The following is a 16136-nucleotide window of genomic DNA, read 5'->3' as shown; positions in this document are numbered from 1 at the left end:
CCGGTCCGTTCGCATGCTGGGACCGGTCCCGATCGCATTTGATCTCGAAAGGTCACACCATGCGTTCTCCTAGCTGCGTGAAGCGCGTCGTCGGTGCGGCGGCCGTGGCGCTCTCGTTCGCCGTCGCGATCGCCGGCTGTTCGTCCACCACGTCCTCCGGGGGCGGCGACGCAACAAAGCTGAGCTTGATGATCTGGGACCCCGCGCAGAAAGCGGGCGTGCAGAAGGCCGTCGACGGGTTCGAGGCGAAGTTCCCGAAGATCCAGGTCGACGTGCAGCAGGTCCCGCAGGACCAGTACTACACGAAGCTCGATGCCTCACTCAGTGCCGGCGAGGGCCCCGACGTGATGTGGCAGAGCTCGGCTGTGTCGCAGTACATCAACGGCGGCGCGCTCGAGCCGCTCGACGGGTACATCAAGCAGGACAGTGTCAATCTGTCGGACTACGCGTCCAGCATCACCAGCCTCTACAACGTCAACGGGAAGCAATACGGCATCCCGAAGGACGAGGACACCTGGACCTTCGTCTACAACACCGCCGTGTTCGCGAAGCTCGGCGTGACCGACGTCCCGACCAACGACTGGACGTGGGACGACATGGTGCGGATCGCCAAGGAGATCAAGGCGAAGCAGACCTCGCCGACCGATGTTCCGATGTCCTGTGACCGCACCTTCAACAACGGTGTCGCCAGCCTCATCCACCAACTCGGCGGCAAGATCGTCAACCAGAACAAGGGGGTCGTCTCGTCGCCGGAGGGTATCCAGGCCCTCACGATGATGAAGGGCCTGCAGGACCAGGGCCTGATCCCGGTGGTCGCCAATTCGGCCGACTTCAATCCGGCGTCTTCCCTCATCTCTGGCACAGTTGCGATGGCGGAGATCCCTTCGTGGAACCTCAGCCTGCTCTCGCAGGCCAACGTTCCGGCTGACACGTTCCACCTCGTGCGGGCGCCGTCGGTGAACGGCAAGTGGCTCACCGACACCAACGGCCTCGCCTACGTCATGAACGCCAATTCGCGGCACAAGGACGAGGCCTGGAAGCTGATCGAGTACCTGACCTCCACGCAGGGCGCCGAGCAGCACGCCGCGGGTGGCGCCGCGATCCCGGCGAACACCGACAAGGCCGCCTTCGACGCGTATGTCTCGGCCAACTCGAAGCTGGCCGGGCTCAGCGACGCCGTCGCGGCCGCGCGGCAGCAGAACTATCTCCGCACGTCGACGCAGTACCCCGCCACGCGAGCTCCGCTCCCGCAGATCGAGAGCACCCAGATGGGCCCGTTCTATGCCGGCTCGATCACCGCTTCCGACGCCGCGAAGGGCATCGACCAGATCCTCGACAAGGCGCTTGGATGAGCACAACCACCTCGCTGCGCGTACCCGACGCTCCGCCGGTGTTGCGTCGTGGCAAGCGGCGCCGCAGTCGGCGGGGCGCTCTCACCGGGTACCTGTTCCTGGTCCCGCTGCTGTTCGGACTCGCCGTCTTCCGGTTCTACGGCTTCGGTTACAACGTGTGGCTGTCCTTCACGAAGGCCGGCGCTTTCGGGCCGGCCCGGTTCATAGGACTGGACAACTACGTGGCGCTCATCTCGGACAGCCAGCTCGGCGTCGCGCTGGTCAACACCTTCAGGTTCGTAGTCGTCGCGGTCCCTGCCGTGGTCATCGTGTCGCTGCTGTGTGCGACCCTCATGCAGCACCGCTTCCGCGGCGAATCGGTGTTTCGCGCGATCCTCTTCCTGCCGGCGGTGTGCCTGCCGACGGCCATCATCTTTGTCTTCGGCTGGCTCTTCCAGACCCAGTACGGACTTGTCAACGCGACGATCCGGTCCATCGGGGCGTCGCCCGTCAGCTGGCTCGGCAGCACCACCGGTGTCACCGTCGTCGTCACGCTCATCGTGCTGTACCTGTCGTTCAGCGTGCCGACGATCATTCTCTATGCCGGCATGCAGGACATCCCCACGGAGTTCTACGAGGCCGCGACGCTCGACGGCGCGGGACCGGTGCGGCGGTTCTTCAAGATCACGCTTCCGCTGCTGGGCCCGTCGCTGTTCTTCGTGGTCCTCACCACGACGATCAGCGTGCTCAAGCTTTTCGACGTGGTGTATCTGCTGTTGCCGCCGGAGCAGTCGACATCGGTCAACTTCGGCATGACGGTCCTCTATTACTACTACCAACTCGCGTTCGTCGGGATCGGGCAGCGTGGCTACGCGGCAGCGGTGTCGCTCGTCCTGTTCGTGCTGATCCTGGTGGTCTCGCTCGTCTTCTTCCGCCTGCAGCGCAGGTTCGTGCACTACGGAGAGGACGGCTGATGGATTTCCACCGTGTCCGTTGGTGGACCTATGCCACGGTGATCGTGGTCGGCCTGCTGGTCCTCGCGCCGTTCGCGTGGATGGTCGCCACCGCTCTCATGAGCACCACGCAGACCCTGCAGGCCACCCCGTCGGTGATTCCGTCGCCGCCCACCCTGCAGGGCGTGCAGGAGGTTTTCGCCAAGCTGCCGTTCCTGCGCCTGCTGGGGAACACGGTCGTCGTTTCCTTGGGCCGGGCGCTGGCAACGCTCGTCATCGCGTCGCTCGCGGCGTACGCACTGGCGATCATCAAGGTGCCCGGCGCCCGGATCATCCTGGTGCTGGTACTGATGCTGATCATGGTGCCGGGCGACATCTTCATCATCCCGAGCTTCTCGATCATGGCCAAGCTGCACCTGACGAACACGCTCGTCGCGCTCGTGCTGCCGAACGTGTTCGATGTCTTCGGGGTGTTCCTGCTCTATCAGTTCTTCCGCGGCGTGCCCCGTGAGCTGATCGAGGCGGCGCGGATCGACGGTGCGTCGCATCTGCGGATCCTCTTCACGATCGTCGTGCCGATCAGCCGCGGCGGGCTCATCGCCCTCGCTATCCTGGCCGTGCTGAACGAGTGGAAAGAGCTGCTGTGGCCCATCGTCGTCAACAATGACGTCGATCAGCTCACGCTCGGGCCCGGCCTCGCGTTGCTGCGCGGTACGGCCGTCACCGACTGGAACGTGCTCATGTCCGCCGGCGCGCTGGCCACGCTGCCGATGATCGTGATCTTCCTGTTGCTGCAGCGGCACTTCGTATCGAGCTTCGCCCGGAGCGGGCTCAAGTGAGCGGCGTCGACGTTCTCGAGCTGCTGGGCCTGGCGCGGGAAGTGGCGGCGGAGGCGGCCGGCCTCGCGGCCGACATGCGCAGCGGCGGAATCCAGGTACAGGCGACGAAGTCCAACGATCTCGACATCGTGACGCAGGCGGACACCGCGGTGGAGGCATTGATCCGCAAGCGGATCGCGCTCACCCGGCCGGCCGACGGTGTGCTCGGTGAGGAGACCGGAGAAGCTGAAGGGACGAGCGGAATCACCTGGGTCGTCGACCCAATTGACGGCACTGTGAACTACCTGTACGGCTCCCCGAGCTACGCCGTGTCCATTGCCGCGACAACGAAGTCCGCCGATGGGCGGCGAATCTCTCTGGCCGGCTGCGTGCACGCGCCCGTGCTCGGCAACGAGTACACGGCGGCCGCCGGCCATCCAGCTCGGCGCAACGGCCAGGAGTTGCACGTCAACGTCGGCGTGCCGTTGCGCGAGGCGCTGGTTTCCACCGGCATCCCTTACGACCTCGAGGTTCGAGGCCGCGTCCTCGCGGATTTCGCCTCCCTCGCACCGCGGATCCGCGACCTGCGGCTGGTCGGTTCGGCCGCGCTGGACGTCTGCGGGGTCGCGGAAGGCCGTACCGACGCGCATGCCGGGCGACAGCTGCCGATCTGGGACTACGCGGCCGCGGCGTTGATCGCCATTCAGGCCGGCGCCGTCGTACGCGGTGCACGAGGCGGCCCTCCCAGCCTCGAGCTTCTGCTCGTCGCGGATGCGCCTCTCGCCGACGCGCTCGAACCCCTGCTCACAGATGGAGGAATAACCCATGCCTGACGACCGGATGTTCGTGCTGTGCGGACACCGCGGGAACATGGCCGACTCGCCGGAGAACACACTGATCTCGTTCGCCAGCGCGGAGCGCGTCGGCGTCGATGAGATCGAGCTGGACGTGCGCACGACCATCGATGGCGAGCTCGTGATCCTGCACGACCACACGGTGAGGCGGACGGCCGCGGCGCACACGCCGTTCCTCGACCTGCCGATCGAGCGGCTCACGTTCGAGCAAGTGCGCGGCATCGACATGGGTGCAGGGCAGAAGATCCCGACCTTCGCCGAGACCCTCGACTCGACCAGCGTTCTGCTACAGGTCGAGATCAAGGCCCCGGCGGCGGCCCGTCCGCTGGCCCGATTCCTGCGCGACCGGCCCGTGCAGGACCGCGACCGGTGCCTCATCACGAGTTTCGACCCACTGTCGCTCGCGGACTTCCGCGACGAGTGGACGGGAGGCGCCCGCGGGCTCGCCCTGCACATCCCCGACGTCACCGGCAACTGGCGCGATCACGCGGACCGGCTCGAGGTTTCCACCGTCTACATTCCGGTTCCGCAGCTCACCACCGCGCTCGTCGACGAACTGCACGACAGCGGACGACGCGTCGCGGCGTCGCTGATTGAAGGACCCGGCGACGTGCACCGCATCGTGCAGGTCGACGTGGACGCCACCGCCTCCAATTCGCCCGCCTACGCCCGCCGGCTCCTGGAGTCCAACGACGAGTTCGTGGCCCGGTTCCCGTCGTTCGCGTCGAACATCGCGAAAACGGCTTGAGACACTGGAACGCGTCGCCGCAGAACGAACGGAAGGGGCGATAGCTTGACCGCCATGCCACCCGGCCCGGACTCCCAGCCCGGTCGCCGGCCGAGCACCATCCGGGACGTCGCGGCCCTTGCCGGGGTTTCGAAATCGACGGCCTCCCGTGCCGTACTGGGCCAAGGGGGAGTCAGCCCCGAGAACCTCGAAAAGGTTCGGCGGGCGATCGAACAACTTGACTTCGTGCCGAACCAGATCGCGCGCAATCTCACCACCCGCTCGTCGGCCATCCTCGGTCTGTACCTCCGGCACACTCACTCGCCCTTCTACGCGAGCCTGGCCGGAGCGTTCGAGGAAAGCGCCGGTGTCAAGGGGTACGAGGTCATGTCCCTTGCATCAGGCGATAAACCCGACGAGGCCAACTACCGGTCGCTGATGCTCATGGCCGACATGCGGACCGCGGGAATCGTCGTGGCGGCGCCGACCGTCGACCCACGCACGATCCGCCAGGTCGCGTCGCGGGTTCCGCTGGTCCTCGTCGGCCAGATGGGCCAGCCCGCCAACCCGGGCGTGCCCTATGTCGCCCCGGACCCTCGTGAGGGTCAAACGCTCATCGACCACGTCGTCGGCCTCGGGCACCGCTCGATCGCGTTGCTGGCCTTCTCGCCCGAACAGTCGCCGACGCAGTGGGCGCGCATTGCCTGGATGCAGGACGAGCTGGAGCGTCACGGGTTGCTCAACAGGCTCGAGATGATCACTCCCGACGAAGATCTCACGAAGGTGGTCGACACGCTCCACCGAGCGGGCGCGACGGCGATCCTGGGCAACAACGACTGGACCGCGCTCGACGCGATCGCCGCCGCTGCCAGGCTGGGCATCGCGGTCCCGGGTGACCTGTCGATCGCCGGCCACGACGGGATCCCGCCGTTCGACCACGAGGTGTTCGGGCTGACAACCTATCGGGTCCCGGTGAACGGGATGGCCGAGGCGGCCGTCCGGCTGGTCGACGAGCTCGTCCGCGACAGCCACGTGGAAACAGGCGGGATCCTGCTGCGCGGCGAGTTGGTCGTCGGACGCACAACCGGATCGGCTCCGACGGGCTCGCAATCCGGGAGCGCTTGATGACACGCCGGGCATTGGTGCACACCAGGTGGATCGCGAACATCGCCGGCAAGCGCTGGGTTCAGAGCACGCTCTTGGCGGCCAGCAGTTGCAGCTCCTGGAACTGCCGCTTGTCGGTGGGCTTCGGCTCGCACAGCACACGGGCGACCTCGCGCACGCCGACGTCGCGCAGCAGCCCCGCCAGACGGTCGGGGGACCAGCGGTAGGCCGTCACGACCAAGTGGTCGAAGGACTGCGTCGGGATCGAGGGGTCGTCGGTGGCGAAGCAGCTGATCAGCAGATGGCCGCCTGGGGTCAGGACCCGGGCGAACTCCGCAATGACGGCCGGGAGTTCCCGCGGTGGGGTATGGATGATCGAGGACCGCGAGAGCAGCCCGCCCAGTGCGCCGTCGGCGATGTCGAGTGCGGCCATCGAGCCCACCTCGAAGCGCAGGTCCGGGTTGGCCTCGCGGGCTAGTTCGATCATCGCCGTCGAAGCGTCGACGCCGAAGGGGCGTAGCCCCAAGCTGCGCAGATGAGTCGTGATGTGCCCGGGACCGCACCCCAAGTCCGCGACCTCCTCGTTCCCGCCCGCGCGCACCAGCTCGGCGAAGGCGGCCAGCAGCGCGCGCTCCACGGGCCGGTCGCGCAGGGTGTCCGTGAACTGCTGCGCGTAGCGCGCGGCCACGGTGTCATAGGCGTCGCTGGTGGCACGGAGGGAGCCCGGTTCGATCACTCGGGGACCGTAGCCGACACCACTGACACGGGGCGGCGTGATTGCTGCACGGTGCGCACCACGGCGCACCTGTCCGTCTCCTCCGCTAGATCGAGCGCGGCCGCCGCAGCCACCATTCGGCCACCAGCAGGTTCACCACCCAGCTCAGCCAGGCGGCCACGGCGACCGCCTGCGCGATGCTCGTTTCGTCCGTGGGCTGGGCGCCATCCGCCAGCCCATGATCGTGGTGAATACCCACAGCACGCCGAGCATCGTGTTCGCCGCCTGCTGGTTCAGGCCCCAGTGCGTCAGCGGCGCGAACGTCAGCACCGCGAGCCCGCCGAAGACGCACGAGAACACGTAAACCCGCTCGATCCACCGGTGCGTCACGGGATACCGGCCCCGCAGCCACGGCCACAGTTGCAGGCAGCCGGCGAGCAACGCGAGCGAGCCGAGGAAGATGTGCGTGACCAGCAGCGGGTAGTAGTACGGCACGCCGTCCGGGGCGAGCGTGCGGGAACGCGCGGGGTCGAGGCCCAGATACGGCGGCAGCGAATAGCCGAGGAACGCCACGACCACGACCATCATCGCCACCAGAGGCGGTCGGAGCCGGACGCGGGTTCCAGGGCGGTCAACAGTCGTTGAAGTCATGCCGGAAGTCTTCGGTGATCACCCGCCGGGGACACTGGTGTTTGCCCTGGACTCGCGGTGGGGTAAACCCGAACCGTGTCCAGTGATGTCGTCGTGGTCGGGTCCGGGCCCAACGGGCTGGCCGCCGCCGTGCTCCTCGCCCGCGCCGGGCTGCGGGTCGAAGTCCGCGAAGGCGCGGCAGCACCCGGTGGTGGCATGCGGTCCAAGGCGCTGTTCGACTCGGAGATCGTGCACGACATCTGTTCCGCCGTGCATCCGCTCGCGGTCGCGGGCCGGTTCTTCCGCGAATTCGACCTGCCCACCCGCGGTGTCGAACTGCGTCAGCCGGAGATCGCCTACGGGCATCCGCTGGACGGCGGCCGGGCTGGACTGGCGTACCGGGCCTTCGACCGCACATGCGACGCGCTCGGTGTGGACGGGCCACGGTACCGGAAGCTGATGCGGCCGCTCGTCGAGCACTCACAGTCCACAGTGGATGCTTTGATGTCCGGTCAGCGGTCTGTTTCCTTGGCTGCATTGCGTTTGCCTGCAAGGCTTTTCACCCAGCGGCTCTTCCGCACCGAGGAAGCCGCCGCGATGCTTGCCGGTGTCGCCGCGCACGCCGGGGGCAGGCTGCCGAGCCTGCCCGCCGCCGGGATCAGCCTCCTGCTCGGGCATCTCGCGCACACGACGGGCTGGCCCGTCCCGCGCGGCGGCAGCCAGCGGATCGCGAACGCGCTCGTGGACGATCTCGTCGCGCACGGCGGACTAATCCACAGTGGACAGATGGTGACCGATCTGCGTGAGCTGGCCGGCTTCCGTGCCGTCGTGCTCGACGTCGGGCCGCGGAACCTGCTCGACCTCGCGGGTAGCCTGCTGCCGAGCGGTTACCGGCGCCGGCTCGAACGGTACCGTTATGGGCCCGCCGCGGCGAAGGTCGATTTCCTGGTGTCCGAACCGATCCCGTGGACCAACCCCGAGCTGCGCAAGGCTGGGACGGTGCATGTGGGTGGGCGCCGGGCCGCGGTGTACGCGAGCGAAAACGCCACCGTACAAGGGAAACTGTCGAACGAGCCGTTCGTGTTGCTGTCCGAGCCGATGGTCGCCGACGAGACCCGTGGCCTGCCGGGGAAACGGCCGGTGTGGGCGTACTGCCATGTGCCGAACGGGGATCCGGTCGATCCCGCCGACCTGATTCGCCGGCAGATCGAACGGTTCGCGCCCGGCTTCACCGACACCGTTCTCGCCAGCCGTACCGTGAATGCCTTGCAGCAGAACGAGTACAACCCGAACTACGTCGGCGGCGACATTTCGGCGGGTGCGCTCGATCTGTGGCAGGTCGTCGGCCGTCCGGTGCTCGCGTGGAACCCGTACCGCACCCCGCTGCGGGGCGTCTACCTGTGCTCCGCGGCCACTCCGCCCGGGCCGGGCGTGCACGGTATGGGCGGGTACTACGCGGCGAAAACCTTGCTGCGCGACGAGTTCGGGATCCGTGAGCTGCCGTCACTCGCGCCGGACAAGGAACGGGTCCAGTAGGCCCGGCACGGCGTCGTGCGCCAGCGCGACGGCTTCGGCGGCCGGCAGGTCCGCGCAGGTGTAATGCTGCCGTCCCGCCGCTGTGGTCGCGGTGAGCGACACCAAACCGGCGCGGCGCTGGAAGAAGGACCGGTGCACGACCCAGCCGATCACGCCGTCCGAGGACAGCATGTACCGGCGGCGCACCAGGCTTCCGTGCCGGAACACCAGCCGCCGGCCGAGCAGGACGTGGCCGAGGTTGCGGTAGCGGTCCTCGGCGAGCAGGGCACCGATCGGGAACAACGCGAGCGACACCTGCCACGGCAGGGCGGGCCAGCCCGCGAGCCACCACAAGAGCACGAACACGCCGGTCACGATCGCCGCGAACAGGAACGCCCGCGTGTAGCGGCGCCGGTGCGCCCTCCGGCCGTGGCGCACCGGTTCGCGTGCCGGGGGATCGGCGTCGCCGATGACCTCGCCCGCGACCCGCCGGACGTCGGAGAGCGGCGCCGGTGGAAGCAGCACGCTGCCGCCCATCTCGGCGCCGCGGCCCACGCGCAGGCCCGTCGTGATCGCCATGCAGCGGGCGCCACCCGCCACGCGCAACAGCAACGGCTCGCTGATTTCGGCGCCGCGCAGGCGCCGCACCTCGATCGTCGTCGACCGGGTGGTGAGCAGACCGCGGGTGACGTGCAGCGTGCCGTCCGTGCGCACCAGCCGGAAGTTCCAGAACGCCAGGATGTACGCGAGCGCGGACAGTACCGCGACGAGCACCGCCGCGAACAAGGTGATCTCCGCGATCGCGACGGCGACCGGCACCGAGGTGAGCTGGTTGATGACCGAGCGCAGCAGCCCGAAGTTGTCGGGGTCGAGGCGGGTTTCGTTGAACAGGTTCACCAGTGAGCCGACCACGACGCCGATCGTCGCGATCCCGGACAGGGTGAACGGTCCGAATCGGACCCAGCGCGGCGAGAGCCGGGCGATGGTCGCGCCCTGTGGCTTCGCCGGCTGTTCGACGGAAACGGTGCGGTGCAACAGTTCTTCACGCAGCCGCGCCGCCTGCGCGACCGCGAGCGCGTCGAGGGTGACGCCCTCGTCGTGGCGGTCCGACCGGCCGGTGCCGATCACGATCCGGCTCAGGCCGAGGATCCGTTGCAGCGGATGGGCGCTCAGGTCGACCGAGCGGATCCGGTCTCTGGGCACGGAAAGCTCGCGGCGGCGCAGCAGCCCGCGGCGCACGCGGATGTGCGTCGGCGTGATCTGGTACGTCGTGGTGAACCAGCGGAGCAACCCGCCCAGCACCGCGATGCCGAGGCCGATCAGGCTCCAGATCGGGCCCTGCCCGCTGCGGCCGATGAACAGGACGCCGATGAGCACGGGCAGGAACCGGATGATCTCCTGCACCGGGTGCACCGCGAGCATTTTGGCGCTCAGCCGGTGCCATGGCAGCGGCTCCATCACGTGGCGTCTCCGACGGTGGCCTGCGTGCGGGTGGCGAGATCGGCGGCGAGTCGTTGGGCGGTGTCGAGGTCGAGGCCGTGGATGTGCACCGGGCCGCGCGCGGACGCCGTCGTGACGGTCAGGTTGGCGAGCCCGAACATGCGTTCCAGCGGGCCGCGTTCGGTGTCGACGGTCTGGATCCGGGACACCGGCGCGATCCGGCGCTCCTGGTTGAACCAGCCGGACTGGGTGTACACGACCTGGTCGGTCGTCTCCCAGCGGTGCACGCGGTAGCGCCATTGCGGCATCACCAGCAGGTGCGCGATCGCGATCACCGCGGTGATGACCAGGGCTGTCGTCAGCGGGGTGCCGCCGTCGCCGAGGACGAGCCAGAGCAGTTCGGCGATCAGCGGCACCAGCCAGCCCAGTGCGGCTCTGGTCGTCCAGAACAGCACCGCGCGGCGGTTCACCCGGTTCGCCGGGGGCCGGAGATCGAGCACCGGTTCGGTCACAATGACCACTTTGCCAGGGCCGGGTATGAAGGTTCGACTGCCCTTGCGGACTCCGCCGGGCCGGGCCGGTTGCGGAACCCGGCTCGGACCTGGTCAGCTGGGGTGCATGGCAGGGCATATGTCGCCGGAGGAGTTCCGGCACTATGGCAAGCAGGTCGTGGACTGGATCGCGGACTACCTCGCCGGGATCGAGAAGTACCCGGTGCGCTCGCAGTCGCGGCCGGGCGAGGTGCGGGCGATGCTGCCCGCGCATCCACCCGAGCAGGGCGAGCCGTACGAGAAGGTGCTGGCCGATCTGGACCGCGTGATCATGCCCGGCATCACGCACTGGCAACACCCGAACTTCTTCGCGTACTTTCCGGCCAACGGCAGCGGGCCGGGCATCCTCGGTGACCTCCTTTCGTCGGGTCTCGGGGTGCAGGGCATGCTCTGGGCGACGAGCCCGGCCTGCACCGAGCTGGAGACGTTGACCGTCGACTGGCTCGCGGAGCTACTCGGACTGCGCGCGCATTTCCGGACGGATTCGGCCGGTGGTGGCGTGATCCAGGATTCCGCCTCGGGCGCGTCGCTCGTCGCGATGCTCTCGGCGCTGCAGCGGGTGAGCGGTGGTGTCGCCGGAGCGGACGGGATCGGGGAGCGGTACACGGTTTACGTTTCCTCGCAGACGCATTCGTCGTTGGAGAAGGCGGGCCGGATCGCGGGGATCGGCGCCCACAATGTCCGGACTGTGCGGGTGGACCCCGAAACACTCGAGATGGACCCGGCGCACCTGCTCACCTTGATCGACGAGGATGTCGCAGCGGGCGCCATTCCGGTGATGGTGTGCGCGACGATCGGCACCACGTCCACGACGGCGATCGATCCCGTGCGCGCTATCGGCGAGATCTGCCGGGAACGCGGAATCTGGCTACATGTCGATGCTGCCTACGCCGGTGTTGCCGCCGTTTGTCCGGAACTGCGGTGGATCAACGATGGCGTAGCCGAATACGCGGACTCGTATGCGACGAACCCGCACAAATGGCTGCTGACGAACTTCGACTGCACTGTTCTGTGGGTCCGGGACCGTAAGCCGATGATCGATACCCTTTCGATTCTGCCGGAGTTCCTGCGCAACCAGGCGAGCGAGTCCGGTGACGTGATCGACTACCGGGACTGGCAAGTTCCGTTGGGGCGGCGTTTCCGTGCGCTGAAGCTGTGGTCGGTGATCCGGTGGTATGGGGCGGAAGGCTTGCGGGACCACGTTCGGACGGGCATCGCCCTAGCCGAGCGGTTCGCTTCGCTCGTCGCGGCGGACCCGGACTTCGAGCTACGGTCGCACCACCCGTTCGGCCTGGTATGCTTCCGTCCACTTCGGACCGATGCGCATGACGTGATGGAACTTGTCAACGCCTCGGGCGAATTGTATTTGAGCCACACAAAGATCGGCGACGAGGTCTGGCTACGAATGGCGATCGGCAGCCCGGCCACGAAGGAACACCACATCGACAAGGCCTGGGAAACCCTGAGGGCGGCAGGAAAGCGGATCAGTCCGGGCAGACAGTAGCGGCGAAAGCCAAGGACCGAGTTGGATGACCACCCAACTTAACCACCCACCCAACGCAAGATCCCCTGGCTCCCCTCATCCCGGAGCCTGCCCGCCGGCGAGGCATCTTTTAATCTTTTGTCTTTTGGTTTACCGAGGCAGATAGCTGGCCAACGTCACGTCCAATATGGACGATAAATCCCGCGCCGCCAATCCACCCCACAACCACAAAACCGCCAGCCCGTGCACAGCCGCCCACAGTGACGCCGCCAATCCCTGGGTGTCGGCGTCGGCACGCCAGCCCGCTGCCTGCGCGTCCGCGACCAGCTTCGTGAACCTCACGAACAGCGCTTGATCCAGACCAGCCGTATCGATCAGATCGTGCCTGAACATCAGCTCGAACATCGCCGGGTTGCGTTGGGCGAACTCGACATAGGCGTGGCATGCCGCCAGCAACCGGGCCTGCGCGTCCGTCGACGGGAGGGCGGCCTCGCCGAGTTCCGCGAAGCCTTCGCCGGCCACGGCCGAGAGCAACTCCGCGCGGCCGCTGAAGTGACGCAGTGGGGCGCTGTGTGAAACCCCGGCCGCCCTGGCGATCCGCCGCAGGGTCACCGCCTCGACGCCGTCGGAGGCGAGCAGGGCGACGGCACTGGAGATCAGGCGCTGCCGGGGGTCGCGGGCCACGGGTTCAACTTGTCGGCGAGGACAGGCAACAGTTCGGGGCGTTTCGCGGTGAAGCCGTCGCCGGGGGAACGGCCCGTGAACCAGTCGCGGGTGCGGGCGGCGGCGGCCGGGAGCACCTCATGCCACATCCAGTGGGCGTGCGAGCCCAACCCCGGGTGGACCGGCTCCCCGGGAAGCGGTTCGAGCCAAGCCGGATCGAATGGCACGTCGAGCCGGGTCAACAGGTGCGCCGCAAGCCGCCGATGTCCCGGTTCCGACAGGTGCAGCCGGTCTGGGCCGAAGTAGCGCAGGTCGTCCACCTGCTCGTCGGCGAGGTCCACCAGCAGCGCGCCGTGTCGCGCGGCCGACTCGCGGATCGCGACGTTCAGCGCGTCGATGCGGGGGCGGATGGGCAGCACGCCGGGGATCCGGCTGGACACATCGCTCAGGGTGAACACCGCGACCGTCGGCACCGACCTGGTTAGCATCCGCACCGCCGCGTCGACGCGCCGGGCGACGACCTCGGCCCGCGAGTTCCGGTTCATGACGTCGTTCGCGCCGCCGAAGAGTGCCACGACGTCGGGCTGCAGGTCGAGCGCGGACGGGATCTGCTCGACGACGATCTGGTCGAGCCGCCGCCCCCGGACGCCGAGATTGGCATACCGGAGCTGGGGGTTGGCCGTGGCGAGACTCGCCGCGGCCAGATCCGCCCAGCCCCGGTAGCTGGTGCTGCCCGGGTACGGGTCGTACAGCCCCTCGGTGCAGCTATCCCCGAGGGCAATGAAGCGTTCGTACTGCATTCAGGTCTCCGTCATGAGTTGTTCACCCAAGAAGACCTTGATATCAAAAGATGTGGACAGTGTCTACTGAGACTACTTCCAGTCCACCTGCGGTGACCGATAGAAGTTGATGCCCTCGGCGTCCCATCGCGGACCCTGGTCGGCCAGCCGCTCACGGTAGGTGTTCCAGTCGTGCGTCGACTGTGGCGACCACCCGATCTCGGCGATCCCCGCGAGCCGCGGGAACGCCAGGTACTCGATGTCGTGGTTGTCGGTGATCGTCTCCGACCACAACGGCGCCTCGACCCCGGCCACCTGATTCTCGCTCACGCCTTGCACGGCCGTGGCGGGATCCCAGTCGTAGGAGTCCTGGACCTCGACGTACCCGGCCCAGTGCAGGCCGAGCGGGCTGTCCGGGTTGTACTGCTGGTCGATGTACGCCTTGTTTGCCGGCGACATCAGGATCTTGTTGCCCCGCGCGGCCGCGGCGGCCGTCGCGGCGTCCTGGCCGTCGGTGTCCCAGAACTGCGGGACCGTGGTCACGGGCGGGTTGACGCTCGCGATCTCGTTCCAGCCCTCGGCGAACTTGCCGTACTTCGCCACGATCGGGAGCACCTTGCCCATGAACGTCTGGTAGTCCGCCGGGGTGGTCGCGTGCGCCTCGTCGCCACCGATGTGCAGGTACTTGCCCGGGGTGATCGCGGCGAGCTCGCGGATCACGTCGTCCAGGAACTTGTACGTGATGTCCTTGTCCACGCAGAACGAGCTGAAGCCGACGTCGGTGCCGGTGTAGAGCGGCGGGGCCACGCCGTCGCAGTTCAGCTCCGCGTACGACGACAACGCCGCGTTGGTGTGCCCGGGCATGTCGATCTCGGGAATGATCGTGATGTGCCGCGAGGCGGCGTACGCCACGAGGTCCTTGTACTGGTCCTGCGTGTAGTAGCCACCGGCGCCGCCGCCGACCTCGGTGCTGCCACCGTGGGCCGTGAGGTTCGGCCAGCTCTTGATCTGGATCCGCCAGCCCTGGTCGTCGGCCAGGTGCAGGTGCAGCCGGTTGATCTTGTACTGGGCGATCTGGTCGATGTACAGCTTGACCTGGTCCGGTGTGAAGAAATGCCGGGCCACGTCGAGCATCGCGCCGCGGTAGCCGAACCGCGGGTAGTCGGTGATGCTGCCGCCGGGCACCACCCAGCGCGCGTGACGCTGCACGGACTTCGCCTCGATCGACGCGGGCAGCAGCTGGCGCAGCGTCTGCACGCCGGCGAACAGGCCGTCGGTCGTGTTGGCGCGGATCGTCACGCCGTGCCGGTCGGTGTCGAGCCGGTAGCCCTGGTCACCGACCTTCGCGGTCGGGCCGAGGTCCAGCTCGATCGTCGAGCCGCCACCGCGCGACACCACCGGCAACCGGTAGCCGGTGGACGGCCGCAGCAGGCCGCCGAGGTAGTCGGCGACCTGCCGGGCGTTTCGGTCGGCGACGATCACGGTCGCCGGGTCGAGCCGGAAATCGGCTCGCGGGTTGGGTTTCGCGTCAACGGGGATGGGGATCACGTCGGTCAGCTGCTTGCTGGTCCCCTCCGCGCTCGCCGGCTGGGCGAATGCGGTGAGCACCAGGAGAGCCGCGCCGAACAAACTTGCCAGGGACACGCGTCTACGCATCGGGCACACTCCGGCTGTCGGGGGGAGCGGATCCTCAAAGGTATAGACCACTTCATCCCGGTATGCAATGCCTCACAGTGGGTCCGCCCGAACAGCGCAGTTCTTTCGGTGGTCGGCTCGATGGTCCACGGGTGATCAGCCGATGGCGGGCATGCCGCCCATGGCGTTCAACACCGCGCCGTTGACGTAGCCGGCCGCGGGGGAGACGAGGAAGGCGATCGCGTCCGCGATCTCGCCCGCGTCGGCAAGGCGCTGCAGCGCGGTCGATTTCCCGGCTGTCTCGAACTGTTCGCCGAATGCGGCGGTGCCTTCGGTGCGCGTGGGGCCTGCGGCGACGGTGTTGACCCGGACCGCGGCGGGACCGAACTCGGCGGCCCAGGCCCGGGTCAGCGATTCGAGGGCGGCCTTGGTCGCCCCGTAGATGCCGGTGCCGTGGCCCGGAACGGCCGCGGCACCACTGCTGACGTTGACCACCGCACCGCGGCCGCGGGCTGCCATGCCCGGAGCGAGTGCCTGCACCAGAAGGAACGGGGCGCGCAGGTTGACGTCGACATGCGCGTCGAAGGTGGTGTCGTCGGTGTCGGCGGTACGCGCGAATCGGAAGATGCCCGCGTTGTTGACCAGGATGTCGATCTGGCCGGCGGCCTGGGCCAGGCGGCGGACCTCGCCCGCGTCGGCGAGATCGGCAGCCTCGAATCGGGCTTTGCCGCCGAGTGCCTCGATGCGGGTGACGGTGTCCGCTGCCCGATCCGGGTCGCGGCCGTGCACGATGACCTCCGCGCCGCGTTCGGCGAGGGCGAGCGCGGTGGCGCGACCGATGCCCGCGGTGGCACCGGTGATCAGGGCGATCGAGCCGGACAGGCCGGTCTTCTCCGTCGTCATGATCGCAGTTTCGGCCGCCTGCTGGCGCGGAGGCA

General features: G+C 68.0%; 16 protein-coding genes. 8 read left to right on the top strand and 8 right to left on the bottom strand.

Annotation, left to right across the window (positions count from 1 at the left end):
• Nucleotides 1–77 precede the first annotated feature (77 nt).
• The 6 genes from LOZ83_RS36930 to LOZ83_RS36905 are packed head-to-tail and all read left to right on the top strand — an operon-like array spanning nucleotide 78 to nucleotide 5808.
• Complete coding sequence (locus tag LOZ83_RS36930) at nucleotides 78–1352, top strand: ABC transporter substrate-binding protein (protein WP_236796525.1); 1275 nt, start codon at nucleotides 78–80, stop codon at nucleotides 1350–1352.
• Nucleotides 1349–2305, top strand: a complete 957-nt coding sequence (locus tag LOZ83_RS36925; RefSeq protein WP_236796524.1) for a carbohydrate ABC transporter permease — start codon at nucleotides 1349–1351, stop codon at nucleotides 2303–2305. Before LOZ83_RS36930 ends, LOZ83_RS36925 begins: the two co-directional genes overlap by 4 nt.
• Nucleotides 2305–3123 (top strand): carbohydrate ABC transporter permease, encoded by an 819-nt coding sequence (locus LOZ83_RS36920; protein WP_236796523.1) that lies wholly within the window; start codon nucleotides 2305–2307, stop codon nucleotides 3121–3123. Before LOZ83_RS36925 ends, LOZ83_RS36920 begins: the two co-directional genes overlap by 1 nt.
• A complete protein-coding gene (locus tag LOZ83_RS36915) occupies nucleotides 3120–3935 on the top strand; it encodes an inositol monophosphatase family protein (RefSeq protein ID WP_236796522.1) in 816 nt (271 codons plus the stop codon). Before LOZ83_RS36920 ends, LOZ83_RS36915 begins: the two co-directional genes overlap by 4 nt.
• Nucleotides 3928–4704, top strand: coding sequence for a glycerophosphodiester phosphodiesterase family protein (locus LOZ83_RS36910; protein WP_236796521.1), 777 nt, complete (start codon nucleotides 3928–3930; stop codon nucleotides 4702–4704). Before LOZ83_RS36915 ends, LOZ83_RS36910 begins: the two co-directional genes overlap by 8 nt.
• A gap of 54 nt (nucleotides 4705–4758) precedes the next feature.
• A complete protein-coding gene (locus LOZ83_RS36905) occupies nucleotides 4759–5808 on the top strand; it encodes a LacI family DNA-binding transcriptional regulator (RefSeq protein WP_236796671.1) in 1050 nt (349 codons plus the stop codon).
• A 61-nt stretch (nucleotides 5809–5869) separates the two neighbouring features.
• Here the strand turns inward: LOZ83_RS36905 and LOZ83_RS36900 are convergent, their stop codons facing one another.
• Together LOZ83_RS36900 and LOZ83_RS36895 are read right to left on the bottom strand one after the other, a co-directional pair.
• Complete coding sequence (locus LOZ83_RS36900; protein ID WP_236796520.1) at nucleotides 5870–6523, bottom strand: class I SAM-dependent methyltransferase; 654 nt, start codon at nucleotides 6521–6523, stop codon at nucleotides 5870–5872.
• Nucleotides 6524–6667: 144 nt separating this feature from the next.
• A complete protein-coding gene (locus LOZ83_RS36895) occupies nucleotides 6668–7087 on the bottom strand; it encodes a DUF2306 domain-containing protein (RefSeq protein ID WP_236796519.1) in 420 nt (139 codons plus the stop codon).
• Nucleotides 7088–7228: 141 nt separating this feature from the next.
• On the opposite strand from LOZ83_RS36895, the gene LOZ83_RS36890 reads away from it, so the two are divergent.
• On the top strand, nucleotides 7229–8668 hold the full coding sequence (locus LOZ83_RS36890; RefSeq protein WP_236796518.1) for an NAD(P)/FAD-dependent oxidoreductase: 1440 nt from the start codon (nucleotides 7229–7231) through the stop codon (nucleotides 8666–8668).
• Here LOZ83_RS36890 and LOZ83_RS36885 read toward each other — a convergent pair.
• Entirely contained in the window at nucleotides 8636–10105 is a 1470-nt protein-coding gene (locus LOZ83_RS36885; RefSeq protein ID WP_236796670.1) for a PH domain-containing protein, read from the bottom strand. The two genes, LOZ83_RS36890 and LOZ83_RS36885, sit on opposite strands and share 33 nt — an antisense overlap.
• Nucleotides 10105–10599 carry a PH domain-containing protein gene (locus LOZ83_RS36880; RefSeq protein WP_236796517.1) on the bottom strand — a complete coding sequence of 165 codons (495 nt, stop codon included), beginning with the start codon at nucleotides 10597–10599 and terminating at the stop codon, nucleotides 10105–10107. Before LOZ83_RS36880 ends, LOZ83_RS36885 begins: the two co-directional genes overlap by 1 nt.
• 118 nt (nucleotides 10600–10717) lie before the next feature.
• Between LOZ83_RS36880 and LOZ83_RS36875 the strand changes: the two genes are divergently transcribed.
• Nucleotides 10718–12142 carry an aminotransferase class I/II-fold pyridoxal phosphate-dependent enzyme gene (locus LOZ83_RS36875; protein WP_236796669.1) on the top strand — a complete coding sequence of 475 codons (1425 nt, stop codon included), beginning with the start codon at nucleotides 10718–10720 and terminating at the stop codon, nucleotides 12140–12142.
• A gap of 129 nt (nucleotides 12143–12271) precedes the next feature.
• Here the strand turns inward: LOZ83_RS36875 and LOZ83_RS36870 are convergent, their stop codons facing one another.
• The 4 genes from LOZ83_RS36870 to LOZ83_RS36855 all read right to left on the bottom strand — a co-directional run bounded on the left by LOZ83_RS36870 (nucleotide 12272) and on the right by LOZ83_RS36855 (nucleotide 16101).
• Nucleotides 12272–12805, bottom strand: coding sequence for a TetR/AcrR family transcriptional regulator (locus LOZ83_RS36870; RefSeq protein ID WP_236796516.1), 534 nt, complete (start codon nucleotides 12803–12805; stop codon nucleotides 12272–12274).
• Nucleotides 12778–13584, bottom strand: a complete 807-nt coding sequence (locus LOZ83_RS36865) for an SGNH/GDSL hydrolase family protein (RefSeq protein ID WP_236796515.1) — start codon at nucleotides 13582–13584, stop codon at nucleotides 12778–12780. Before LOZ83_RS36865 ends, LOZ83_RS36870 begins: the two co-directional genes overlap by 28 nt.
• Before the next feature lie 72 nt (nucleotides 13585–13656).
• Entirely contained in the window at nucleotides 13657–15219 is a 1563-nt protein-coding gene (locus tag LOZ83_RS36860; RefSeq protein ID WP_236796514.1) for a beta-N-acetylhexosaminidase, read from the bottom strand.
• 135 nt (nucleotides 15220–15354) lie between these two features.
• Nucleotides 15355–16101, bottom strand: a complete 747-nt coding sequence (locus tag LOZ83_RS36855; protein WP_236796513.1) for an SDR family NAD(P)-dependent oxidoreductase — start codon at nucleotides 16099–16101, stop codon at nucleotides 15355–15357.
• Between the last annotated feature and the right edge of the window lie 35 nt (nucleotides 16102–16136).

It is taken from the genome of Amycolatopsis sp. GM8 (assembly GCF_021653975.1).
GTDB lineage: Bacteria > Actinomycetota > Actinomycetes > Mycobacteriales > Pseudonocardiaceae > Amycolatopsis_E.
The sequence above is the reverse complement of the archived record's forward strand: the minus strand, read 5'-3'. Positions and strand labels throughout refer to the sequence as shown.

Bases quoted from the DNA above. Each gene is read 5' to 3' on its own strand.
- LOZ83_RS36875 (WP_236796669.1), top strand. From the start codon at position 10,718: ATGTCGCCGGAGGAGTTCCGGCACTATGGCAAGCAGGTCGTGGACTGG.
- LOZ83_RS36885 (WP_236796670.1), bottom strand. From the start codon at position 10,105: ATGGAGCCGCTGCCATGGCACCGGCTGAGCGCCAAAATGCTCGCGGTG.
- LOZ83_RS36920 (WP_236796523.1), top strand. From the start codon at position 2,305: ATGGATTTCCACCGTGTCCGTTGGTGGACCTATGCCACGGTGATCGTG.
- LOZ83_RS36905 (WP_236796671.1), top strand. From the start codon at position 4,759: ATGCCACCCGGCCCGGACTCCCAGCCCGGTCGCCGGCCGAGCACCATC.
- LOZ83_RS36860 (WP_236796514.1), bottom strand. From the start codon at position 15,219: ATGCGTAGACGCGTGTCCCTGGCAAGTTTGTTCGGCGCGGCTCTCCTG.
- LOZ83_RS36895 (WP_236796519.1), bottom strand. From the start codon at position 7,087: ATGGTCGTGGTCGTGGCGTTCCTCGGCTATTCGCTGCCGCCGTATCTG.
- LOZ83_RS36925 (WP_236796524.1), top strand. From the start codon at position 1,349: ATGAGCACAACCACCTCGCTGCGCGTACCCGACGCTCCGCCGGTGTTG.
- LOZ83_RS36855 (WP_236796513.1), bottom strand. From the start codon at position 16,101: ATGACGACGGAGAAGACCGGCCTGTCCGGCTCGATCGCCCTGATCACC.
- LOZ83_RS36865 (WP_236796515.1), bottom strand. From the start codon at position 13,584: ATGCAGTACGAACGCTTCATTGCCCTCGGGGATAGCTGCACCGAGGGG.
- LOZ83_RS36910 (WP_236796521.1), top strand. From the start codon at position 3,928: ATGCCTGACGACCGGATGTTCGTGCTGTGCGGACACCGCGGGAACATG.